16 protein-coding genes and 1 pseudogene are annotated in these 23,466 nt (G+C 71.8%); 4 read left to right on the top strand and 13 right to left on the bottom strand.

The window, feature by feature from the left end; translation table 11 throughout:
- The first annotated feature begins 12 nt into the window (after nt 1-12).
- The 4 genes from frc (at nt 13) to CP982_RS33560 (ending at nt 6,467) form a co-directional block, all read left to right on the top strand.
- Nucleotides 13-1,281, top strand: a complete 1,269-nt coding sequence (gene frc, locus CP982_RS33575; RefSeq protein ID WP_150513893.1) for a formyl-CoA transferase — start codon at nt 13-15, stop codon at nt 1,279-1,281.
- Between the two features lies 1 nt (nt 1,282).
- Entirely contained in the window at nt 1,283-3,439 is a 2,157-nt protein-coding gene (locus CP982_RS33570; RefSeq protein ID WP_150513892.1) for an acetate--CoA ligase family protein, read from the top strand.
- A 120-nt stretch (nt 3,440-3,559) separates the two neighbouring features.
- A complete protein-coding gene (locus CP982_RS33565) occupies nt 3,560-4,948 on the top strand; it encodes an OFA family MFS transporter (protein WP_150513891.1) in 1,389 nt (462 codons plus the stop codon).
- A 1-nt stretch (nt 4,949) separates the two neighbouring features.
- Nucleotides 4,950-6,467 carry an OFA family MFS transporter gene (locus CP982_RS33560; RefSeq protein ID WP_229878603.1) on the top strand — a complete coding sequence of 506 codons (1,518 nt, stop codon included), beginning with the start codon at nt 4,950-4,952 and terminating at the stop codon, nt 6,465-6,467.
- Nucleotides 6,468-6,558: 91 nt separating this feature from the next.
- Here the strand turns inward: CP982_RS33560 and CP982_RS33555 are convergent, their stop codons facing one another.
- The 13 genes and pseudogenes from CP982_RS33555 to CP982_RS33495 all read right to left on the bottom strand — a co-directional run bounded on the left by CP982_RS33555 (nt 6,559) and on the right by CP982_RS33495 (nt 23,450).
- Nucleotides 6,559-7,653 carry a sugar phosphate isomerase/epimerase family protein gene (locus tag CP982_RS33555; protein WP_150513890.1) on the bottom strand — a complete coding sequence of 365 codons (1,095 nt, stop codon included), beginning with the start codon at nt 7,651-7,653 and terminating at the stop codon, nt 6,559-6,561.
- 197 nt (nt 7,654-7,850) lie between these two features.
- Entirely contained in the window at nt 7,851-9,251 is a 1,401-nt protein-coding gene (locus CP982_RS33550) for an alkaline phosphatase family protein (RefSeq protein ID WP_150513889.1), read from the bottom strand.
- On the bottom strand, nt 9,248-10,453 hold the full coding sequence (gene eboE / locus CP982_RS33545; protein WP_150513888.1) for a metabolite traffic protein EboE: 1,206 nt from the start codon (nt 10,451-10,453) through the stop codon (nt 9,248-9,250). The genes CP982_RS33550 and eboE overlap by 4 nt, the downstream gene beginning before the upstream one ends.
- Before the next feature lie 3 nt (nt 10,454-10,456).
- Nucleotides 10,457-11,305: a TatD family hydrolase gene (locus CP982_RS33540; RefSeq protein ID WP_150513887.1), complete on the bottom strand. Its 849-nt coding sequence runs from the start codon at nt 11,303-11,305 to the stop codon at nt 10,457-10,459.
- Nucleotides 11,305-12,048, bottom strand: coding sequence for an EboA domain-containing protein (locus CP982_RS33535; RefSeq protein ID WP_150513886.1), 744 nt, complete (start codon nt 12,046-12,048; stop codon nt 11,305-11,307). The genes CP982_RS33540 and CP982_RS33535 overlap by 1 nt, the downstream gene beginning before the upstream one ends.
- Nucleotides 12,045-13,127 (bottom strand): sugar phosphate isomerase/epimerase family protein, encoded by a 1,083-nt coding sequence (locus CP982_RS33530; protein ID WP_150513885.1) that lies wholly within the window; start codon nt 13,125-13,127, stop codon nt 12,045-12,047. Before CP982_RS33530 ends, CP982_RS33535 begins: the two co-directional genes overlap by 4 nt.
- A 926-nt stretch (nt 13,128-14,053) precedes the next feature.
- Nucleotides 14,054-14,518 (bottom strand): annotated as a pseudogene (locus tag CP982_RS43280) (UbiA family prenyltransferase); the annotation flags it as partial.
- A 3-nt stretch (nt 14,519-14,521) separates the two neighbouring features.
- A complete protein-coding gene (locus CP982_RS33520; RefSeq protein WP_150513883.1) occupies nt 14,522-15,697 on the bottom strand; it encodes an inositol-3-phosphate synthase in 1,176 nt (391 codons plus the stop codon).
- Between the two features lie 132 nt (nt 15,698-15,829).
- The gene (locus CP982_RS33515; RefSeq protein ID WP_150513882.1) at nt 15,830-17,263 is read right to left on the bottom strand and encodes a ThuA domain-containing protein; all 1,434 of its coding nucleotides are present in this window, start codon (nt 17,261-17,263) and stop codon (nt 15,830-15,832) included.
- Between the two features lie 15 nt (nt 17,264-17,278).
- Nucleotides 17,279-19,726: a PQQ-dependent sugar dehydrogenase gene (locus CP982_RS33510; RefSeq protein ID WP_150513881.1), complete on the bottom strand. Its 2,448-nt coding sequence runs from the start codon at nt 19,724-19,726 to the stop codon at nt 17,279-17,281.
- Between the two features lie 306 nt (nt 19,727-20,032).
- Nucleotides 20,033-21,031, bottom strand: a complete 999-nt coding sequence (locus tag CP982_RS33505; protein WP_150513880.1) for a sugar phosphate isomerase/epimerase family protein — start codon at nt 21,029-21,031, stop codon at nt 20,033-20,035.
- Nucleotides 21,032-21,053: 22 nt separating this feature from the next.
- Nucleotides 21,054-22,340 (bottom strand): Gfo/Idh/MocA family protein, encoded by a 1,287-nt coding sequence (locus CP982_RS33500; RefSeq protein ID WP_150513879.1) that lies wholly within the window; start codon nt 22,338-22,340, stop codon nt 21,054-21,056.
- Between the two features lie 66 nt (nt 22,341-22,406).
- Nucleotides 22,407-23,450, bottom strand: a complete 1,044-nt coding sequence (locus tag CP982_RS33495) for a substrate-binding domain-containing protein (protein WP_150513878.1) — start codon at nt 23,448-23,450, stop codon at nt 22,407-22,409.
- Nucleotides 23,451-23,466 lie beyond the last annotated feature (16 nt).

Below are 23,466 nucleotides of genomic sequence, written 5' to 3'. Positions count from 1 at the left end.
GGTGTCCCTGCCATGGCTCACAAGTCTCACAGCGCTCGTCCGGCCCGGGCGGCGGCCAAGGCCCTCGACGGAATCCGCGTCCTGGACATGACGCACGTCCAGTCCGGCCCCTCCGCCACCCAGCTCCTCGCCTGGCTGGGCGCGGACGTGGTCAAGCTGGAGGCACCGACCGGTGACATCACGCGCAAGCAACTGCGCGACCTCCCGGACGTCGACTCGCTCTACTTCACGATGCTCAACTGCAACAAGCGGAGCATCACTCTCAACACCAAGACCGAGCGCGGCAAGGAGCTCCTCACCGAGCTGATCCGGCGCTCCGACGTCATGGTCGAGAACTTCGGCCCTGGCGCGGTCGACCGCATGGGCTTCACCTGGGAGCGCATCCAGGAGATCAATCCGCGTATCGTCTATGCCTCCATCAAGGGGTTCGGGGACGGCCCGTACACCGACTTCAAGGCGTACGAGGTCGTCGCGCAGGCCATGGGCGGGTCGATGGCGACCACCGGCTTCGAGGACGGGCCGCCGCTGGCGACGGGGGCCCAGATCGGGGACTCGGGCACGGGCATCCACGCTGTGGCGGGGATCCTCGCGGCGCTGTTCCAGCGCGAGAGCACGGGGCGCGGTCAGCGGGTCAACGTGGCCATGCAGCATGCTGTGCTCAACCTCTGCCGGGTGAAGCTGCGCGATCAGCAGCGCCTGGCCCATGGCCCGCTCGCTGAATATCCCAACGACGACTTCGGCGACGAAGTTCCCCGGTCCGGCAACGCCTCCGGCGGCGGTCAGCCCGGCTGGGCGGTCACATGCGCGCCGGGCGGCCCCAACGACTACGTGTACGTCATCGTGCAGCCCGTCGGCTGGAAGCCCATCACCGAGCTGATCGGCCGGCCCGAACTCGCGGACGCCCCCGAGTGGGCCACCCCGGAAGCCCGCCTCCCCCAGCTGACCAAGATGTTCCAGCTGATCGAGGAGTGGTCCTCCACCCTCCCCAAGTGGAAGGTCCTGGAGCAGCTGAACGCCCACAACATCCCGTGCGGCCCGATCCTGTCGACCAAGGAGATCATCGAGGACTCCTCCCTCGTCGCCAACGAGATGGTCGTCGAGGTCACCCACCCCGAGCGCGGCGCGTTCACCACCGTCGGCTCCCCGCTGAAGCTCTCCGACTCCCCCGTGGACGTCGTCACCTCGCCGCTGCTCGGCGAGCACAACGAAGAGGTGTTCGTCGGCGAACTCGGCCTGGGGGCCGAGGAACTGCGCCTGCTCAAGTCGAACGGAGTGATCTGAATTGCCCGCCGCAGACCGTCGGGAGCGCGTGCGCGCGCTGCTGGACTCCGTACGCGCCGAGGGGCGCACCTCGCTGACGGCGCCGGAGGGCAAGGTCCTCGCCGACGTGTACGGCATCGCCGTTCCAGGGGAGCAGCTCGCCCGGGACGTCGACGAGGCCGTGGCGCACGCGGCGCGTTTCGAGGGGCCCGTCGTCATGAAGATCGTGTCGCCGGACATCCTCCACAAGACCGACGCGGGCGGCGTGGTCGTGGGCGTGGAGGGTGCCGAGGACGTCCGCGCGGCGTTCCACCGGATCGTCGACAACGCGCGCGCGTACGCGCCGACAGCGCGGGTCGACGGCGTACAGGTACAGGAGTTGCTGCCGTCGGGTCCGGACGCGCGGGAGGTGATCGTCGGGGCGGTCACCGACCCGACGTTCGGCAAGGTCGTGGCCTTCGGGCTCGGTGGTGTGCTCGTGGAGGTCCTCAAGGACGTCACGTTCCGCCTCGCTCCCGTGGACGCCGGCGAGGCGGCCTCGATGCTCGACTCGATCGGCGCGGCCGAGGTCCTGCGCGGCGTGCGCGGAACAGCTCCCGTGGACCGCGGGGCGCTGGCGGAACAGATCCGCCGCGTCTCCCAACTGGTCACCGACTTCCCCGAGATCGCCGAAGTCGACCTCAACCCCGTGATCGCCACTCCACGGGGCGCGCTCGCGGCGGACGTCCGTGTCATCCTCGGCGACCGTGCGCCCGAGGAGCGGGACACCTACACGCGCGCGGAGATACTCGCTTCGATGCGGCGGCTGATGCAGCCCCGCTCCGTCGCCGTCATCGGGGCCTCCAACGAGCCGGGAAAGATCGGCAATTCGGTGATGCGCAACCTCATCGACGGGGGCTTCCCGGGCGAGATCCACCCCGTGAATCCCAAGGCCGACGACATCTTGGGCCGCAAGGCCTACAGGAGTGTCACGGACGTCCCTGGTGAGGTGGATGTGGCGGTCTTCGCGATCCCCGCCGCATTCGTCGCGAAGGCCCTGGAGGACGTCGGCCGCAAGGGGATCCCGAACGCGGTCCTCATCCCCTCCGGGTTCGCCGAGACCGGGGAGCAGGCCCTCCAGGACGAGATCGTGGCCATCGGGCGACGCCACGGAGTGCGACTGCTCGGGCCGAACATCTACGGCTACTACTCGACGTGGCAGGACCTGTGCGCGACGTTCTGCACTCCGTACGACGTGAAGGGCGGGGTGGCCCTCACCTCGCAGTCGGGCGGCATCGGGATGGCCGTCCTCGGCTTCGCGCGCACCACGAAGACCGGCGTCTCGGCGATCGTGGGGCTCGGCAACAAGTCGGACCTCGACGAGGACGACCTGCTCACGTGGTTCGGCGAGGATCCCCGCACCCAGTGCATCGCCATGCACCTGGAGGACCTCAAGGACGGCCGGGCGTTCGTGGCGGCCGCGCGCGCCACCGTTCCGAAGAAGCCCGTCGTCGTCCTCAAGGCTGGCCGCACCGCGGCGGGCGCCCGGGCCGCCGGATCCCACACGGGCGCGCTGGCGGGCGACGACGCCGTCTACGACGACGTCCTCAGGCAGGCGGGGGTGATCCGCGCCCCGGGCCTGGCCGAGATGCTGGAGTACGCGCGGGCGTTGCCCGTCCTCCCCACGCCCCGCGGGGACAACGTCGTCATCATCACCGGGGCGGGCGGCTCCGGCGTACTGCTCTCGGACGCCGTGACCGACAACGGCCTGCGGCTCATGGAGATCCCGCCCGACCTGGACGCGGCGTTCCGCGCCTTCATCCCGCCGTTCGGGGCCGCGGGCAATCCGGTGGACATCACCGGCGGCGAGCCCCCGTCGACGTACGAGGCGACGATCCGGCTCGGCATGGAGGATCCCCGCGTCCACGCGCTCGTCCTCGGCTACTGGCACACCATCGTCACCCCTCCCATGGTCTTCGCCGAACTCACGGCCCGCGTGATCGCCGAGTTCCACGAGCGCGGCATCGACAAGCCCGTCGTCGCCTCCCTCGCGGGCGACGTCGAGGTGGAGGAGGCCTGCCAGTACCTCTACGAGCGCGGCGTCGTGGCCTACCCGTACACCACGGAGAAGCCGGTCGAGGTCCTCGGGGCGAAGTACCGGTGGGCTCGCGCGGCGGGGCTGTTGGGGGGCGGCCGATGAGGTGACCGGTGCTCGGGGCGGACGGCGGCGCGTGTCGGCCGCCCCAGGACCCGTACGCGCGCGAAGGACCGGACAGGGGGCGCTGGCCAGCTCTTTCGACGCAAGGGGTGCGACTCGACCATGAATACCACCGACCTCTCGGCCTCCGTCCCCTTCAGGGAGGTGACGGACCGCAACGGCCGCCTGTACCGCATCGGCGAGACCGACCTCGACATCATGGGGCGACCACGCCGGACCATGGTGCTCTTCCCCTGGATGGGCATGCTGGGCATCAGCTCCTCGGAGTACGCGTTCACGTCCGCCGAGGACACGCTGCATGACGCGCACCTGTGGAGCAGCGGGCACATCTTCTGGCTGATGGGCGTCTGGGTGTTCTTCCAGGCGGCCGTCGCCTTCCCGGCCGGTCAGCTGCGCGAGAGCGGCAGACTCCCCGCTCGGTACGCGATGTTCCTCGGCGCCTTCGGCACGGTCTGCGGCTATCTCTCGCTCGCGTTCGCGCCGCACGTGACGGTCGCGTACATCGGTTTCGGCATGTTCAGCGGCATCGGCGCCGGCCTGGTCTACGCGACCTGCGTGAACATGGTCGGCAAGTGGTATCCGGAACGCAAAGGAGGCAAGACCGGCCTGGTGAACGGCGGCTTCGCCTACGGCTCCGTGCCGTTTGTCTTCCTCTTCACGTCGTACATGGACTTGAGTAACTACCGCGGCGTCCTGATCTTCGTGGGCGTCGTCTGCGCGTCGGTCGTGGCGTTCGCCGGATGGTTCTTCAAGGACCCGCCCAAGGGCTGGTGGCCGCCCCACGTCGACCCCCTGAAGGCATCCGCCGACCCGCGCGTCCGGCGGGCCCTGGAGAAGAACCCTCCCGCCGTGAAGCAGTACGCCCCCAGGGAGGCCGCGCGCACGCCGGTGCTGTGGATGATGTGGTTCTGTCTGCTGTGCACGGCGGGGATCAACATCTTCGGGATCGCCTTCCAGGTGCCGTTCGGCAAGGACATGGGATTCGCGGGCGGAGTCGTGGCCACCGCGATGTCCCTGAAGGCGATCGTCAACGGTACGGGCCGGGGCGTGATCGGCTGGATCTCGGACCGCTACGGGCGGCGCCACACGCTCGTCATCGTCTGTCTCGTCCTCGGCACCGCCCAGTTCGGGGTCCTGGTGTCGGGCTCCATGGGGAGCATGCCGTTCTTCCTGTTCTGCTCCATGGTCTCCGGGTTCGGCGGCGGGGCGATCTTCCCGCTGTTCGCCGCGATGACGGCCGACTACTTCGGCGAGAACAACAACGCCACCAACTACGGCATGGTCTACAGCTCGAAGCTGATCTCCGGACTCGTCGGCTCCGGCATGGGGGCCGTCGTCGTGAACGCGTGGGACTACCAGGGCGCGTTCGTCATCGCCGGCTGCATCGGCATCTGCTCGGCCGTGCTCGCGCTCTTCCTCAAGTCACCGGGCAGGCCCTCCGCCCGGCGCGTCGTACCCAACCCGCACCCCTTAGGTGAGGAGATGGCTTGATATGACGGCGGAGCCCTTCGCCGAACACTCCGCGTCCGGCCGTGCGAACCCGCACGGACCGGACGCCCAGGGACCGGACACCCCGGAGCCCGACCCGCACGGACCCGACCCGCACGGATCCGGCTCGCACGGGTCGGAGGCCCACGGTTCCGCCGCACGCGGGCGGGACGCGCCGGAACGGTCGTACCGAGAGCTCACGGACGCGCGTGGCCGCGTCTACCGGGTCGGCGAGAGCGACCGGCAGATCCTCGGGCGTCCCCGCTGGACGATGGTCGTCCTCCCCTGGGTGGCCATGATCGCCATCAGTGTCTTCGAGTACGCCTACGGAGCGGCCGAGGACACCCTCTCGGAAGCGCACCACTGGACGTCGTCCAACACCTTCTGGGTGCTCAGCGTGTGGATCTTCTTCCAGGCGGGAGTCTCCTTCCCGGCCGGGAAGCTGCGCGAGAAGGGCATCCTGACCAGCAGGGCCGCGATGCTCACGGGCTCCGTCCTGTCGCTGTTCGGCTTCGTCAGCCTCAGCCACGCGCCCAATGTCGCGGCGGCGATGGTCGGTTTCGGACTGCTCGGCGGCGTCGGCTCCGGGCTCATCTACTCGACGTGCGTCAACATGGTCGGCAAGTGGTACCCCGAGCGGCGCGGCGGCAAGACGGGCTTCGTCAACGGAGGCTTCGCCTACGGGGCGGTGCCTTTCATCTTCTTGTTCTCGTACGGCTTCGACACCTCCAACTACCGCACCGTCCTCGATCTCGTCGGCTTCTATGTGCTCGCCGTGACCTTGGTGGCGGGCCTGTTCTTCAAGGACCCCCCGAAGAACTGGTGGCCCGAGAGCGTCGATCCGCTGCGGCAGGGGGCGGGCACGCGCACAGCCGTCGCGCTCGCCAAGAACCCGCCCGCCGTCGCGCAGTTCACCCCGGGAGAGGCGTTACGGACCGGCGTCGTACCGCTGATGTGGGTGTGCATGCTCTGCTGCGCGGGAGTGTCCATCTTCGGGATCTCGTTCCAGGTGCCGTTCGCCAAGGAGATGGGGTTCGGGCCGATGATCGCCGCGTCCTCCATGGGCGTCATGTCGGTGATCAACGGAACGGGGCGCGGCGTCGTCGGCTGGCTCTCGGACAGGCTGGGACGGCGTCCCACGCTGACGTACGTGTGCGTGGCCCTCTCGGTGGCGCAGTTCGGCGTCCTGTGGGCGGGTGAGATCCGCAACGAGCCGCTCTTCCTCGTCTTCGCCTTCCTGTCGGGCTTCGCGGGCGGCGCCTTCTACCCGCTGTTCGCCGCCCTGGTCCCGGACTACTTCGGGGAGAACAACAACGCCTCCAACTACGGCATGGTCTACAGCGCGAAGCTGGTCAGCGGCCTGTTCGGGGGAGGCATCGGCGCGACAGTCGTGCACTCCTGGGGCTATGTCGGCGCCTATACGACGGCGGGAGCGGTGTCACTGCTCGCGGCGGGCCTCTCCTTGCTGCTGCAACAGCCGAGCGTGCCACGCGCGCGTGGCGAACTGATGCAGCCCGGCTGAGCCCTTTGACCAGGAGCCCCGGCTGAGCAGGGGGAGGGCCCCGGCCGCCCCCGCGGCGGCCGGGGCCCTGGTGTCGGTCCACCGGCCCGGTTCAGTCCCCGCAGCGCTCTCTCAGCGCGTGCAGGTGGGCGCTGGACTTGCGGGCGAAGGCGAAGGAGTCGGTCGGGGAGTCGTGCTCCACCTGCCAGTGGTGGTAGCGGCGCCCTCCGTGGGTGCGGGAGGTCACCTTGGACAGGAACCTCTTGTAGTCGATGTCGCCGTCGCCGACGTCCACCATGCGGTACCCGTCGCGGGTGGAGTCGTCACGGATGCCGTCCTTCACGTGGAACAGCGGGTAGCGGTGCGGTTGGCGCAGGACGTAGGCGATCGGGTCGAAGGGCCGCGGTGTGCCGTCCACCTGCTTGCCGAAGCGGAACCGTGCGCTGTACGCCCAGTAGATGTCCATTTCCAGGAACACCAGGTCGGGGTCGGTCTCGGCCAGCAGTACGTCGTAGAGGCGCACGCTCGGCTTGTCCGTGGCGAAGGAGAACTCCTCGGCGTGGTTGTGCTGGTAGAACTTCATGCCCCGTGCCCGGGCGGCCTCGCCGTACGTGTTGAAGTCCTCGGCGGCGCGCTTGAGGGCGTCGACGGTATTGCCGTGGCGGAAGGGGCCGGAGGCGGTGCCGATGTGCTTCAGGCCGAGGGCCTCGGCGTCGTCGAGGACCTTGGTGAGGTTCTGCGCGAACGTGTACGCGTTCGGGTCGCCGTCGTTGGCGTAGCCGACGTGGCTGCCGATGGCGGTGAGCCCGTGGTCGCGGGCCAGTCTCTTCAGCTGGGCGAGCGTGATGGCGCCCGCGGAGCCCTGGGCGTACCCGGCGAACTCGATCTCGTCGTAGCCGTACCGCGCCAGTTCGGCGAAGACGGTGGCGAAGCCTAGAGACGAGACCTTGTCGCGGAGGCTGTAGAGCTGGACGCCGAGGCGGCCGGGCGGCAGGACGGGACGGCCGCGCCCCTTCCCGGACGCCTTGGTCGAAGCCTCGCCGGAGGCCGAGCCCGTGCTCGGGGTGGTGGCGGCCGAGGCCGGACCCGCGGCGGCAGCGGTGCCGGCGAGCGCGGCCGCGGTGGCGCCCGCGGCGACGCCGAGCACGCCTCGCCTGGTCAGTCGGTGGGTCAGCTCGGGATCGACGGGCGCGGGCTTGCGGCTCATGCGGGCCTCCCAGGTGAGGTCAGGGTGGTGTCAGGGATCGGTTCGAAGAACGCCTCGGGGTGAGGTCAGGGGCGAACCCTGATGGCAGCGCCCGCGCTCTCTGGTTCAGTGGAATCCATGCGGACGGGGCGGCGTTGACGACGCCACCGCCGAGCGGGGCGCGGACGGCGCCGCGTCCGCGGGAGCGCTCGCGGGCCTCATGACAGACCGGCGAGCCGGAGCAACAGGGACTTCACATCGGTGGCCGCGACGCGGCCGGTGACAGCGCGGGGGGTGGAGCACAGAATGAGCGGTCCGGAATCAGGATCCTCGCTCGTCGGGAGGCGGCCATGGCTGCCGCGAATAGGCGAGGGGTCGAGGGGCACCACCGCCATGCGGTAGCGCATGCCGAGCTTCTTGCGGGCGAGCGCACCCGCGGCCTTCAGCCGGACATAGGGGTCTTCGGGGTCCATGAACAGTTCGACCGGGTCGTAGCCGGGTTTGCGATGGATCTCGACGAGCTGCGCGAAGTCGGGCGCGCGGGCGTCGTCGAGCCAGTAGTAGTACGTGAACCAGGCGTCCGGTTCGGCGACGGCGACCAGCTCCCCCGAGCGGGGGTGGTCCAGGTGGTGGGCCTTCTTGCCCTCGTCGTCAAGGAGCTGATCGATGCCGGGCAGGCCTTGGAGTGCCGCTCGGGTGGCCTCCAAGTCCTCCGGACGTCGCACATAGACGTGGGCGATCTGGTGGTCCGCGACGGCGAAGGCGCGGGAGGCCATGGGGTCGAGGTACTCCATGCCGTCCTGGGTGTGCACTTCCAGGAGCCCGGCGCGGCGCAGCGCGCGGTTGATGTCGACGGGGCGGCTCACCCGCGTGATGCCGTACTCGGACAGGGCGACGACGGTGCGTCCCTCGGCCTTCGCGTCGGCGAGGAGCGGGGCGATCACCGCGTCCAGGTCGGCGGCGGCCCGGTGGGCGCGCGGGTCGTCGGGGCCGAACCGCTGCAGGTCGTAGTCGAGATGAGGGAGGTAGCACAGGGCGAGGTCGGGGCGACGGGTGTCGATGATGTGGCGGGTGGCGTCCACGATCCACCGGCTGGAGACGATGTCCGCCCCGGGACCCCAGAAGTGGAAGAGGGGGAACGTGCCGAACTTCTCGGTGAGTTCGTCGTGCAGGGCCGGGGGCCGGGTGTAGCAGTCGGGTTCCTTCCGGCCGTCGGCGTAGTACACGGGACGGGGGGTGACGGTGACATCGGTGTCCGCGCCCATGGCGTACCACCAGCAGATGTTGGCGACGGTGTAACCGGGGTGGGCGCGGCGAGCGGCGTCCCAGAGCTTGTCGCCCGTGACGAGGCCGTTGTGCTGGCGCCACAGCAGGACGTCACCGAGCTCGCGGAAGTACCAGCCGTTGCCGACGATGCCGTGCTCGGCGGGTGTGGTGCCGGTGAGGAAGGTCGACTGGGCGGCGCAGGTCACGGCGGGCAGGACGGTGCCGAGGAGTGCTTGGGAACCGGTCTCGGCGAGGGCCGCGAGACGCGGCATATGGGCGAGCAGATGGGGGGTGAGGCCGACGACGTCGAGGACGAGGAGCGGGGTCGGCCGTCCTGGAACGGAAGGGGTCATGGCAGTTCCTTCAGGCCGAGGTCCGTCAGGAGGTCGCGGGCGAGGGTGAGTTCGGCGGCGATGCCGTCGACGAGCTGGGGGCGAGCACGTGGGCGCAGCTCGGGCGGGAGGGCCTGCCAGGTGTAGGTCTCCACCTCGAGGTGACGGGTACGCGGGTGCGGTCCGCCGACCAGCAGGGCGAGCGAGTCCTTGAGGACGGAGAGCGTGGAGGTGAGCGGCGGGGCGGGAGCCGCGTGCAGCGGTACGTGGAAGTGGGAGCGCCAGGGTGCCGTGTCGGGCAGGGCGTCGAAGGTGAGGGCCTCGCCGAGGTCGTCGGTGCCACGCAGGACGGTGCCTTGGACCCCTTCCGCCGTCGTGCGGGCGGGGCCGCGCGACAGGGTGCGGGTCTGGTGCAGGAAGCGGGGTTCGTCGAAGGCGGCGAGGGCCGCGCGTACTTCGGGGAGGTGAGGGCGTTCGGCGTGCAGAGCGGCGGAGAGCTGGGATTTGACGACGGGGATGCCCGCGGCGGCGAGGGCGTCGAGGGCGGTGTGCGGATCTTCGAAGGAGGTGGCGAGGTGACAGGTGTCGACGCAGACGCCGATGCGGTCGTGGCCGACCCGGGTGAGGGGTTCGATGGCGTCGCCGGTGGTCTCCACGATGCAGCCGGGTTCGGGTTCGAGACCGATGCGGACGGACCGGCCGGTGAGTTCGGCGAGGGCGTCGAGGCGCTGGGCGAGCGTGCCGAGGGCGGCGCGGGCGGCCCGGGCACGGGCCGGGCCGAAAGCGGTGCGCCAGGCCAGCGGCAGGGTGGAGATGGTGCCCTCGGTGACGTCGTCGGGCAGCAGCTGGGCGAGGACGCGAGCCAGGGCGGTGGTGTGCTCCAGACGCTCGGGATCGGCCCAGTCCGGCTTGTAGACGCGGTACTTGACCTCGTCGGAGCCGAAGCCGTCATAGGGGAAGCCGTTGAGGGTGACGACTTCGAGGCCGCGCCGGTCGAGTTCGGTGCGCAGTCCGCGCAGCGCGGCCGGGTCCGTGACGAGGGCGTGGACGGCGTCCTTGGCGAGCCAGAGGCCGATGCCGATGCGGTCACGTCCGAGCCGCTTGCGGACGGGCTCGCAGTGGTCGCGGAGTTGAGCGAGGACGCCGTCGAGGGTCTCCGCGGAGTGGACGTTCGTGCAATAGGCGAGGTGGACGGTGGAGCCGTCGGGGTGCCGGAAGCGCATGGTTCACGCCCCGCCGCGGAGTATGGAGTTGCCCTCGTGGGTGGCATCGGTGTCCGCGACGTCCAGGGCGAGACGGCCGCTGAGCCCGTAGAAGGCCACGGGGTTGCGCCACAGCACGCGGTCGACCTCGTCGTCGGTGAACCCGGCGTCGAGCAGCGCGTCACCGACCTTGCGGGTCTTGAGGGGGTCGCTCTTGCCCCAGTCGGCTGCCGAGTTGACGAGGACGTGCTCCGGGCCGTACTGGCGCAGGATCGCGACCATCCGCTCCTCGTCCATCTTGGTGTCGGGATAGATGGAGAAGCCGAGCCAGCAGCCCGCGTCCTTGGCTTCCTTGACGGTGGTTTCGTTGAGGTGGTCGATCAGGACCCGGTCCATGGGCAGCGCGGACTCGGCGACGACGTCCAGGGTGCGGCGCAGTCCCGCGAGTTTGTCGCGGTGCGGGGTGTGCACGAGCGCGGGCAGTTCGTGGTCGGCGGCGAGCTGCAGCTGGGCCGCGAGCGCGGTGTCCTCGGCGGGTGTCATGGAGTCGTAGCCGATCTCGCCGACGGCGACGACGTTGTCCTTGACCAGGTACCGGGGCAGCAGGTCGAGGACGGGGGTGCAGCGCGCGTCGTTGGCTTCCTTGGGGTTGAGCGCGATCGTGCAGTGGTGGGCTATGCCGTACTGGGCGGCGCGGAAGGGCTCCCAGCCGAGGAGGGAGTCGAAGTAGTCGACGAAGGAGGCGGGCGAGGTGCGGGGCTGGCCCAGCCAGAAGGCGGGCTCGACGACGGCGCGCACCCCCGCGGTGTGCATGGCCTGGTAGTCGTCGGTGGTGCGGGAGGTCATGTGGATGTGGGGGTCGAAGATGCGCATCAGGACTCCTGCTCCTCGCCGAGGGGGGTCGAAGGCGCCGTGACGGTCACGGAGGCCGCTGGATCCGGGAGGCCCGGCGGTTCCGGTGGGGCGGCCAGAGCCAGGACGCGGTGCAGATCGCCGGGGACGGGGCGGCCGGCGGCGGTGCGTTCGTCCGCGTAGTCGGCGAGCATCCGGGCCAGCTCGTCATCGGCGTGGGCGCGGCGTTCCAGGTCGGCGACGGCGTCCACGGGCACGTCGGTGAACAGGCACTTGAGGACGGCGTGCCGCCAGGTGTGCGCGGGGAGGTGAGTGGCGGCGTAGGGGCCGAGGGCGGCAGCCAGGAGGCGGGTGTCGTTGGTGCGCAGGGCGTCGTCGACCAGCGGCAGCGCCTCGGGGCCGGGCACCAGGAGGGGCAGGCTGCGCAGGACGGCTCGGCGTTCGGCGGCGGTGCCCTGGTCGTAGAGCCGGATGAGGGTCGCGGTGTCGGCGCGGGCAGTGTGGAGCAGCAGCAGACGGACAGCGTCGGCGTGCTCGGGCCCGCAGCGGCGCCCCGCCTCGGCGAACCGCAGCTCCCAGGTGGGTGCGGCGGCCCGGACGTCGGCGGGGAGCGCGGTGCCGTCGGCGGTGGGGGTCTCGGCGGCGTCTGCGGCAGGGTTCGCGGCGGCTTCGGCGACGGCCTGGTCGAGCCAGGCACGAGCGGCGCCACCGAGGGTCGCGTCGAGCCGGGAGCGGAGGTCGGCGACGGCGGGCGTGTCGGTCACGGGGTTCCTCCTCGGGGTGAGGCCTCGCGGAGCGGCGGGGCGGCGGCGGGACCGGAGGGAGCACGAGGGGAGGTGGGGGTAGCGGCGCTGCCAGAACTGCCGGAACCGCCGGAAAGGGCGAAGGCGGCGGCCCGGTGAAGGAAGTCCATGGACCGAGCGGCGAGTTGAGGGCCCGCGTGGGAGTGGCGGGGCAGCTCGACGACGGTCAGGCCCTGGTAGCCGGTCGCGGCCAGGGCGCGCAGCACGGGCGGGAAGTCGATCTCGCCGTCTCCGAAGGGGAGGTGTTCGTGAACGCCCCGGCGCATGTCCTCGATCTGGACGTGCCGCAGCCAGGGGGCGGCGGCGCGGACGCAGTCGGCGGGTGACTGCGGTTCGAGGCACTGGCAGTGGCCGATGTCGAGGGTCAGGCCCAGGAGTTCGGGATCACCGAGGAGGTGACGGAGGTGGTGGAAGTCGGCGAGTGTGGCGAGGAGATGGCCGGGTTCGGGCTCGACGGCCAGCGGCAGGCGCGCCGAGGACACGGCGTCGAGGACGGGCTGGAGCGCATCGGTGAGGCGCGACCAGGCTGTCTCCGCGGAGGTGCCGTCCGGTGTGATGCCGCTGAAGCAGTGGACGGCGTGGGCGCCGAGGTCCGTGGCGACCTGTACGGCGCGGATGAGGAGGCTGGCCCGTTCGGCACGGCGCTGCGGGTCGGGGTCGAGCAGGGAAGGCCCGTGCTTGCGGCGTGGGTCGAGCACATAGCGGGCGCCCGTCTCCACTGTGACCGTCAGTCCCAGCTGGTCCAGGCGCCGGGCCACCCTCCGGGTGCGAGCGGCCAGGTCGGGGGCGAGGGGGTCGAGGTGCATGTGGTCGAGGGTGAGGCCGACGCCGGAGTAGCCGAGGTCGGCGAGGAGGCCGAGGGCGTCGTCGAGACGGAGGTCGGTGAGGCCGTTGGTGCCATAGCCAAAGCGGAGGCGCGCGGGGGCGTCTTGAGTGGGGGCACCTGCGGCCGAGGCCTCCCGGACGGCCGGGTCTGCGGCGGGGGTGCCGTCAGGGAGGGAGGCGCCCTCGGCGGGAGACCACTCGTACGGGGCGGTCATGTGACGCTCACCCGGCGGGCGAAGCGGCGGGCCGCCGGGGCCAGACTCGCCGCGACCAGGGCGCTGCCGAGGGACCCGGACCTGGCGGCGAGCGCGGCCTGGAGAGGGATCAGGGCGCGGATGCCGCCGCCGACGGCGCGTTGGGTCAAGGGAGGTGAGGGGTTCAGGGCCGCGTGGAGGTAGGGCCGACCGGCCGTGGTGACGTAGGCCAGGGCGAGGGCCGCCCGGGCGAGGGCGCCGGTGCCCTCGGCCCACCGGAGTGCGTGTGTGGCGCCCGGCAGGCCGAGCCTGACTGCTGGCCGTCGGCCTGCCGGGAGCGAAGGGGGCCCGGCGGCCGGCCGCCGGGGCCGGGCCACCGCGTGGACCAGCGCGAGCGTCGTGGCCAGGGCGCCCAACGGGGCGGTGGTGGAGCCGCCTTGGGTTTCGTGACGGGAGACGGAGGTGACAGCGAGGGTGTGCGCTCCGAGCGCCAGGGCCGCGGGCAGGGCTGAGCTGACCCGTCGCGCGCCTTCCCGGGCAACCCGCCCCGCACGGGCCCCGCCGGGAGCGCGACCGGGACGACCACCTAGGGAAGGTCCGTCGGCAGCCCAAGCGAAGCCGCCGGGGCGGGCAGCGCCACGGACGACCCGGCTGGAGCCACCTGCCTGGGCGGCTCCACCAGCAACCTTGCCAAGGCCACGGGCGCGGGCAGCTCCACCAGTTACTCGACCGAGGCCACGGGCCGGGGCAACCTCGCCGGCCACCTGCCCAAGGCCACCGGCCCGCGCAGCCCCACCACCGGCCCCGCCACCAGCCTCACCGGCCACGGCGACCCCAGCGCCCCCAACAGCCCCGGCGGCCCGGGCGACCCCCGCTCTCCTGCCACCCCCGGCCGCCTCACGCCCCCGCCACTGGTGTGAGACCCGCGCGCCAGCGCGCGGCGCAGGCCCCGTGGCCGTCGCTGTCGCGCCGAGGAGGAGGTCCAGGGCTCGGGCCGTGGCCATGGCGGTGGGGCCCGCCTTGGTGTGCTTGAGGGTCAGGTCGTAGGCCCAGACGGTGCCGGCCAGGGCGGTGGCCACGGTGAGGGCGGGGCGGCCCGCTCGGGCGGCCAGGGCCAGGCCCGCGGCGGTGAGGGCGGCGGCGGCCGTGAGGGCGGCGGTGGGGTGGACGCGGCCGGACGGGATGGGGCGGTGCGGGCGTTCCGCGGCGTCCTCGGCGCGGTCGGCCCAGTCGTTGAGGGCCATGCCCGCTTCGTAGAGGCAAAGGGAGGAGGTGACGGCGAGGGCGGTGCCCCGGCCGGGGCGCAGGCCGGTGGCGGCGGCCCCGGCGAGGGCGTCGCCCGGGACGGTGAACAGGGCGGGGAGCCGAAGGAGTTCGGCCCAGGCGCGGGCGTGGACGCGGAAGGGGCGCATGCGCTACTCACCCCGTCCCTGCAGGCGGGCCGCGAAGGCGGTGAGCGCGGCGTACTGGTCGGCGAGGGCGGCGGACGCGCCCGGGTCCGGGTCCTTGAAGTAGAAGGCGAGTTCGGGCCGTGGGCCGGTGAGGCCGTGGGCATGGGCGCGGGAGAGGAGGCGGACCAGGTCGAGGACCAAGGGGGCGGCGAGGGCGGAGTCACAGCCCTGCCAGGTGGTCTGGAGGGTCATGCGGGTGCCGAGGAAGCCGTCGAAGGCGATGTGGTCCCAAGCGGTCTTCCAGTCGCCGAGGGCGGGGACGTCGTCGATGTGGACCTCGCCCTGGGGGACGGCGCCGAGGGTGTCGGCGAGGACGCGTTCCTTGCCCGCGTTCTTGGCGGCGGCCGCGTCGGGGTCGGCGAGGGCGGCGCCGTCGCCGCCGCCGAGGAGGTTCGTGCCGGACCAGGCGCGGACGTCCAGGGCCCGCTGGGCGAACATCGGGCCGAGCACGGAGCGCAGCAGGGTCTGGCCCGTCTTGCCGTCGCGGCCCGCGTGCGGGAGGCCGCTGCGTGCGGCGAGGGCGGCGAGGGCGGGGTGGTGCAGGCCGGTGGAGGGGGTGAAGTTCACATAGGGGCAGCCCGCGCGCAGGGCCGCTGTGGCGTAGAGGGAGCTGGCCGGCAGGAGGCGGCCCGGCGGCGGTGGCTCGAAGGGGGGCGGGGCGGCGGGTCCGGCCGCGGCGGAGGGCGGTGCCGGTTCCGTGGAGGCCACGTTCACGACGACGGCGCGGGCGAGGCCGCGGCGGCGCAGGAAGTCGGAGATCTCGGAGGTGAAGGCGGAGATGAGTTCCTCGTCGGTGCGGGTGTCGCCGGGCAGGGGGCCGCCGGTGCGGATCTCGGCGTCGGCGGCGACGAGTTCGGCGCGCACGGCGGCGGGCAGGCCGTGCGGCAGCACTCCCTGGGCGGCCAGGTGTTCGGCGCGTTTGGGCAGGGGGCACTCCATGGTGTCGTGGCCGCCGAAGACGAGGGAGGACAGGGCGGGCAGCCCGGCACCGGCGAAGGCCGGGGTCTCCGTGACCATGCCGGTCGGCGGGTGCAGGCCGGCCGTCATCGCCGCGCAGCCCGCGACGGCCGTCGTCGCGACGGACCCGCGGGCGCCGATCAGCCACACCCCCGTGGGGTCCTCGGTAGCGGTAGTGGACACGGCTGCCTCCCTGTCTCGGCACGCGATCGGTGCGCATCTGCCCAGTCATCACACGTGCCTCACGGGGAGGCAAGACGGCGACAAGACGATGGGACGGTGGGCGGAGGTCCGGCGTCCTCCGCCCACCGCCGTCTAGCGGGCGCCCGCTCCCCCGGCTCCGGGGGCGGTGTCGGGCGCGGGGCCGCCGCGGCCTGTGGCCAGTTCCTTCACACGGATGTCGCGGAAGGCGACCTGGTCGTCTCCGCCGTGGTTCTGGATGCCGATGTGGCCGTCGCGCAGGCTGCGTGCGGGGTCGGTGTTGGTGTAGTCGTTGATCTGGACGCCGTTGAGCCAGATCCGCAGGCGTTCGCCCTCGACGCGGAGTTCGTAGGTGTTCCACCGGCCCGGCGGGTTCAGGGCGCGGTCGCGGGCGGCCAGGTCGGCGGACTTGAAGCCGTACACGGAGCCGGTGGTCTTCTCCGGTGCGTCGGTGGCGTCGATCTGGATCTCGTAGCCGTTGTTGACGGCCGACCACGGGTCGTCGGAGGGCGGGAAGCCCACGAATACGCCGGAGTTGTCGTCGTTGTCGGTGCCGGTCATCTTCCAGTCGAGCTTGAGGGAGTAGGAGGCGAAGGAGTGGTCGGCGTACCAGAGCAGGCCCATGCCGCCGACGGAGGTGAGGGTGCCGTCGTCCTTCAGGGCGAAGGAGCCGGGCCCGGCCTGTTTCCACCGGGTGAGGGAGGCGGCGGTGCCGTCGAACAGGGGCGTGTAGCCCTGCTCGGGGCGGCAGTCGGCCTGCGCGGCGCCGGTGGCGTACTGGATGCCGCCGAGCAGGTGGGTGCGGAAGGCTGGATCAGCGTAGGACTGCTTGGTGTGGCCGCCGCCGGTGTAGAAGGAGCGTCCGGCGCCGCCGACGGAGCTCTGGCACCAGGCGATGGGATGGTCGCCGCCCATCGTTCCGCCGCTGTACGAGGACTCGTCGAGGGAGGCGAGGACCCGGGCCCGTGCGCGGGGATTGGAGCGGTAGTTGTACCACTCGTCGGTACGGTCCCACCCGGCGCCGAGGTGGGCCGTCGCCGGGTGGGCGTGGTCCTCGACCTTGGTCTTCGCGGGCTGGATCGCCGGGTGCGACTGGAAGTGGGCGCCCACCAGGCCGCCGTAGAAGGGCCAGTCGTACTCGGTGTCGGCGGCCGCGTGGATGCCGACGTAGCCGCCGCCCGCGCGGACGTAGCGCTCGAAGGCGGTCTGCTGGGCGGAGTTGAGGACGTCGCCGGTGGTGGAGAGCCAGACGACGGCGTCGTAGCGGGCCAGGTTCTTCGGGGTGAAGGCGCGGGCGTCCTCCGTCGCGTCGACGGTGAAGCCGTGGGCGGCGCCCAGGTCCCGGACGGCGGCGACGCCGTCCGGGATCGAGTCGTGGCGGAAGCCTGCGGTCCTGGAGAAGACCAGGACCCGTTCGTCGGCCTTGTCGCCCCCTCGCCCGCTGCCGTCGGGGCCGGGGTCGGGCTCGGACTGCGCGGGTCCCGAGACGCAGCCGATCAGCAGGGTGGCGGCCGCCGTGGCGACGACGAGCCGCGCGCGTGCGCGCATCGCGGTGCCTCCCTCTCAGCTCGTGGTGAAGGTGAAGTCGTCGACGTCGTACAAGGCGCCCGTGCCCGCGCCCTTGAAGACCAGGTAGAGCGTCGTCGTGCCCGCGGGGGCGCCCGCGAGGGCCGTGCTGACGTCGGTGTACGTCTCCCACGACCCGGTCGGGTCGACCTTGGCGCTGCCGAGCAGCGTGCCGTCGGCCGCGCCCGCGCGGATCTCCAGGGTGCCCCCGGAGCCCGCCGAGGCGACGCGCGCCGTCAGCTTCGTGGCGTTCCCCAGCTGGTAGGGCTTGAAGGAGACCCAGTCGCCGCTGTGGATGTCACCGACCGTCTTGCCGCCGTGGGCGGGGGTGTGACTGACGACGTTCACGCCCTTGGAGTCGTCGTAGTGCTCGGCCTGGCGGTGCCGGGTCTGGGTGACGTTCTGGTCGTGGGTGGTCAGCGGGGGCTGGCCGTTGGCGCCCTTGTCGGTGTACTCGGCGTCGAAGACGCCGAAAATGTTCGCGTTCGGGTCGTGCTCGCTGTCCGCGGACGTCTGGAGGGTGCCTTCGCAGCCGTTCGCGGAGGTGACCGGGTGGCCGTGGCTGTCGTGGCCGAGGATGTGGGTGACCTTGACCTTGGAGCAGTCCACGGTCCCGTCCTCGGGGTCGGTCACGCTGACCTTGAAGGGCACCTTGTCGCCGAAGGTGAACAGCTGTCCGTCGCCGGGGAGTTCCAGCTTCACGGTGGGCGCGGTGTTGCCGACGGTGACGTGCGCGCTCGCGGTGCCGGTGCGGCCGGACGGGTCCTTGGCGGTGACGGTCGCGGTGTAGACGCCGTTCTTGTCGTACGTGTGCGAGGGGCTCTGCTCGGTGGACGTGCCGCCGTCGCCGAAGTCCCAGGCGTAGGTCAGCGCGTCGCCGTCGGCGTCCGTGGCCTTGGCGGTGAACTGGGTCTTCAGCGGGGCCTGGCCGCTGGTCACCGAGGCCGAGGCCTCGACGACGGGCGAGTGGCCGCCGGTGGCGTTCTCGATGCGGTACAGGGCGGAGTTGTGGTCGCCGTTGAAGTAGCCGGTGCCGTAGTCGAGGACGTACAGCGCCCCGTCCGGGCCGAACTCCATGTCCATCACCTGGGTGCCCTTCCAGGGGAAGGCGTTGATGGACTTCACGGTGCCGTCCGCGCCCTGGTCGATGCGTTTGATCCAGCGCCGCCCGAACTCACCGGCGAAGTAGTTCCCGTCGTAGGCCTGGGGGAACTTCACCGGCGATGCGAGGTTCGCGTCGTAGCGGTAGACCGGGCCGCCCATCGGGGACTCCGAGCCGGTGCCGAACTCCGGGACCGAGCCGCCGTCGTACGGGATCCACGCGGGCTGTGCGGGCGGCAGCTCGGTCAGGCCCGTGTTGCGCGGCGAGGTGTTCCGCGGCGCCGCGCAGTCGAAGGCCGCGCCGGAGGCGCCGGTGGCGAAGTCGTAGTCGATGTACGCGTCGTTCTTGCCGGTGCAGTACGGCCAGCCGTAGTTGCCGGGCTTGGTCACGCGGGTGAACTCGACCTGTCCCGCCGGGCCGCGCTTGGGATCGGCCTTGCCCGCGTCCGGGCCGTAGTCGCCGAGGTACACGATGCCGGTGGGCTTGTCGACGCTCATCCGGAAGGGGTTGCGGAAGCCCATCGCGTAGATCTCGGGGCGGGTCTTCTTGGTGCCCTGGGCGAAGAGGTTGCCGCGGGGCACGGAGTAGGAGCCGTCGTTCCTGACCTTGATGCGGAGGATCTTGCCGCGCAGGTCGTTGGTGTTGGCGGAGGTGCGCTGGGCGTCGTACGCGGGGTTGCGGCTCGCGCGCTCGTCGATGGGGGTGTAGCCGTCCGAGGCGAAGGGGTTGGAGTCGTCGCCCGTCGACAGATACAGATTGCCCTGCTTGTCGAAGTCGATGTCGCCGCCGACGTGGCAGCAGATGCCGCGGCTCGCGGGGACGTCGATGACCTTCTTCTCGCTGGCCGCGTCCAGGGTGCCGTCGGCCTTGAGCACGAAGCGGGACAGGCGGTTCACGCCGTCGAACTTCTTGAAGTCCGCCGCGGTGCCGTCGTTGGGCGCGTCGCCCGCGGGGGTGGCGAGGGGCGGGGCGTAGTAGAGGTAGACCGCCCTGTTCTTGCGGAAGTTCGGGTCGATGCCGACGCCTTGCAGGCCTTCCTCGTCGTGCGAGTACACCGGGACCTTTCCGGCGACCTTCGTCTCCCCCTTGGCGTCCGTCAGGCGCACCGTGCCGTCGCGGGACGTGTGCAGGACCGAGCGGTCGGGGAGCACGGCGAGGGTCATGGGCTCGCCCATCTCCGGCTCGCCCTTGGCGAGGGTGACCTGCTGGAAGTCCTCCGCGCGCGGTTGCGACGGCGCCTCGGCCGCGCTGTGGGGGGCGGCGACGGTGAGGGTTGCGGCGGTGAGGAGGGTGCCGGTGAGCAGGGCGAGGGCCTTGCGGGTGGTGGGGCGCGGTCTGTGCACGGGGTCCTCCGGTCGGGGGCCGTGTGGGGCTGGCTGATGCCTGGCGCCCGGGGTGCGCCGTCACCCCGGGGGTTATGTCCTGTACACCTCAGCGACGGTAGCCGCGTTTGTCCGTGGCGGATAGCCCTTGTGCGGGGGGTGTGTTGGGCTTCTTCCTTGGGCGGGACAAAGTGGGTGAGCCGCGTGGCACGCCCCAGACCCGCCCCTTCCCGAACAAGAGGGCTCCGCCCCCTTGGACCCCCGGCTTTTCGGCGCTCCGCGCCTCGTCCTCAAACGCCGGACGGGCTGAAACACGCTCCTGGAGCGCTACTTCGCGAAGGCCGCGTCGAAAGACGCCGTCGGGGGCTCGTAGTCGTACGACTTCAGGTGGCGGAGGGCCTCGGGGGCGCCCTGGAGGCGGTCCATGCCCGCGTCCTCCCACTCGACCGAGACGGGGCCGTCGTAGGAGATGGCCCGCAGCATGCGGAAGACGTCCTCCCAGGGGACGTCCCCGTGGCCCGCGGAGACGAAGTCCCAGCCGCGGCGCGGATCGCCCCACGGCAGGTGGGAGCCGAGGCGGCCGTTGCGGCCGTCGAGGCGGCGCCGGGCCTCCTTGCAGTCGACGTGGTAGACGCGGTCCTGGAAGTCCCAGAGGAACGACACCGGGTCGAGGTCCTGCCACACGAAATGCGACGGATCGAAGTTGAGGCCGAAGGCGGCCCGGTGGCCGACGGCGGCCAGGGCCTTCTGCGTGGTCCAGTAGTCGTAGGCGATCTCGCTCGGGTGGACCTCGTGGGCGAAGCGGACGCCCTCCGCGTCGAACACGTCCAGGATCGGGTTCCAGCGCTCCGCGAAGTCCTCGTAGCCGCGCTCGATCATGGACTCCGGCGCGGGCGGGAACATCGCGACCAGGTGCCAGATCGCCGAACCGGTGAAGCCCACCACCGTGTGCACGCCGAAGGCCGCGGCCGCGCGCGCCGTGTCGGCCATCTCGGCGGCGGCCCGCCGCCGCACGCCCTCCGCGTCGCCGTCGCCCCAGATGCGGGCGGGCAGGATCGCCCGGTGGCGTTCGTCGATGATGGCGTCGCACACCGCCTGCCCGACCAGGTGGTTGGAGACGGCCCAGCACTTCAGGCCGTACTTGTCGAGCAGCGCACGGCGGCCGTCCACGTACGACGGGTCCGCGAGGGCCTTGTCGACCTCGAAGTGGTCGCCCCAACAGGCGAGTTCGAGTCCGTCGTAGCCGAAGTCCCGGGCCAGCGAGCAGACCTCCTCAAGCGGGAGGTCCGCCCACTGGCCGGTGAAGAGGGTGAACGAGCGGGGCATGACCGGTCCTTTCTCGACATCCTCAGGCCGCGACCGGTGAGGCCGCCACCAGCGTGTACACGGAGTTCTTCTGCGCGCTCTCCTCCACCGCCGCGAGCACCCGCTGCACGGCGAGCCCGTCGGCGAAGGACGGCTCGGGGACGGTGCCGGTGGCGATGGCGTGCAGCAGGTCACGGGCCTGGTGCACGAAGGTGTGCTCGTAGCCGAGGCCGTGGCCGGGCGGCCACCAGGCCGCCAGATAGGGGTGGGTGGCCTCGGTGACGAGGATGCGGCGGAACCCTGCCGACGCGGCGGGCTCGGTGTGGTCGTGGAAGGACAGCTCGTTCAGGCGCTCTAGGTCGAAGGCCAACGAGCCCGCGGAGCCGTTGAGTTCGAGGCGCAGGGCGTTCTTGCGGCCCGCCGCGAACCGCGTGGCCTCGAAGGTGGCGAGCGCCCCGGAGGGGAAGCGGGCCGTGAAGACGGCGGCGTCGTCGACGGTGACCTGGCCCGTCGCCGGACCGCCGGCCGCCGCGCCGAGCCCGCTGGGCGCGCCCCGCGCCAGGGGCCGTTCGCGTACGAACGTCTCGGTCAGGGCCGAGACGCCCGCGACGGCCTCGCCGGTCAGGTACTGCGCGAGGTCCACGATGTGCGCGCCGAGGTCGCCGAGGGCCCCCGAGCCCGCCCGGTCCTTGCGCAGCCGCCACGTCAGCGGGAAGCCGGGATCGACCAGCCAGTCCTGGAGGTAGGTGAGGCGCACGTGGCGCAGCGTCCCGAGGCGGCCCGCGGCGACCATCTCGCGGGCGAGCGCGAGCGCGGGCACGCGGCGGTAGTTGAAGCCGACCATCGCCACCTGCCCGCGGGCGCGGGCCCGCTCGGCGGCGGCGACCATGGCCTCCGCCTCCTCCACGGTGTTGGCGAGCGGCTTCTCGCACAGCACGTGCTTGCCCGCCTCCAGGGCGGCGACGGCGATCTCCGCATGGCTGTCGCCGGGCGTGCAGACGTCGACGAGGTCGACGTCGTCCCGGGCGATGAGCGCGCGCCAGTCGGTCTCGGCCGCCGCCCAGCCGAGCCGGTCCGCCGCGGCGCGCACGGCCGCGCCGTCGCGGCCGCAGACCGCCGCGAGCCGCGCCTCGACCGGCAGGTCGAAGACGCGTCCCACGGTCCGCCAGCCCTGGGAGTGGGCGGCGCCCATGAAGGCGTAGCCGACCATGCCGACGCCGAGGCCGCGCCGCGCGGCGCCCGGCCGCCCCGTCGGCCCGGCCCCGGACGCGCTCCCGGACGTGCTTCCGGACTCGCTCCCGGGCGCGGCCTCGTGCTCCGTCTCACTCATGCGGTAACCCCTCCTGGTCGACTTCCGGTCGACGCGTCGACGCCTGCTTCGCGGTCAGCAGGCACCTCACTTGAAGCCGGTGGACATGTACTGGTCGACGTTGTCCTTGTCGACGACGGCCGAGTAGAGCGTGAGGGAGGCCGGGATCTCGTACTCGGCCAGGCCGCCGACGCCCTTGCCCTGGCCGAGCGCCCGGGCGAGGTCGATCGCGGACGCCGCCATCGTCGGCGGGTACAGGACGGTGGCCTTCAGCACGCCGCGGTCGGCCTTGATCTCCTGGAACGCGGAGAGCGCGCCCGCGCCGCCGACCATCAGGAAGTCGTCGCGCCCGGCCTGCTTGATGGCGCGCAGGGCGCCGACTCCCTGGTCGTCGTCGTGGTTCCACAGGGCGTCGATGTCCTTCTGCGCCTGGAGCAGCTGGGACATCTTCGCCTGGCCCGACTCGACGGTGAACTCGGCGGCCTGCCGGGCGACCTTCTCGATGTTGGGGTAGTTCTTGAGGGCGTCGTCGAAGCCCTTGGTGCGCTGCTTGGTCAGCTCCAGGTTGTCGAGCCCGGCCAGTTCCACGACGCGGGCGTCCTTCTTCCCCTTGAGCTTCTCGCCGATGTAGTGACCGGCGTTGAGGCCCATGCCGTAGTTGTCGCCGCCGATCCAGCAGCGGTAGGCCTGCGCGGAGGCGAAGATCCGGTCGAGGTTGACCACCGGGATCCCGGCCTTCATGGCTTTGAGGCCGACCCGGGTGAGGGCCTTGCCGTCGGCGGGCAGGATGACGAGGACGTCGACCTTCTTGTTGATGAGGGTCTCGACCTGGCCGATCTGGGCCGCGGTGTCGTTGGAGCCCTCGGTGGCCTCCAGGGTGACGTCCTTGTACTTCTTCGCCCGCTCCTTGGCGTTGTCGTTGATGGCGTTCAGCCAACCGTGGTCGGCCTGCGGTCCGGCGAAGCCGATGGTGACCTCCTTGCCGGGCTTGTCGTCGGCGGCGAGCTGGTCGTTCCGCGCGGACGAGTCGTCGTCCTTGGACTCGTTGCTGGTGCAGCCCGTCAGGACGGCCCCCGCGGACACGGCGGCCGCCCCGAAGAGCAGCCCTCTGCGGCTGGTGCTGTGTGGCATGGCGGTGACCCCTTCG

Source organism: Streptomyces spectabilis (assembly GCF_008704795.1).
GTDB classification, from domain to species: domain Bacteria; phylum Actinomycetota; class Actinomycetes; order Streptomycetales; family Streptomycetaceae; genus Streptomyces; species Streptomyces spectabilis.
Note: the sequence above shows the minus strand (reverse complement) of the source record. Positions and strands in the feature narration are given on the sequence as shown.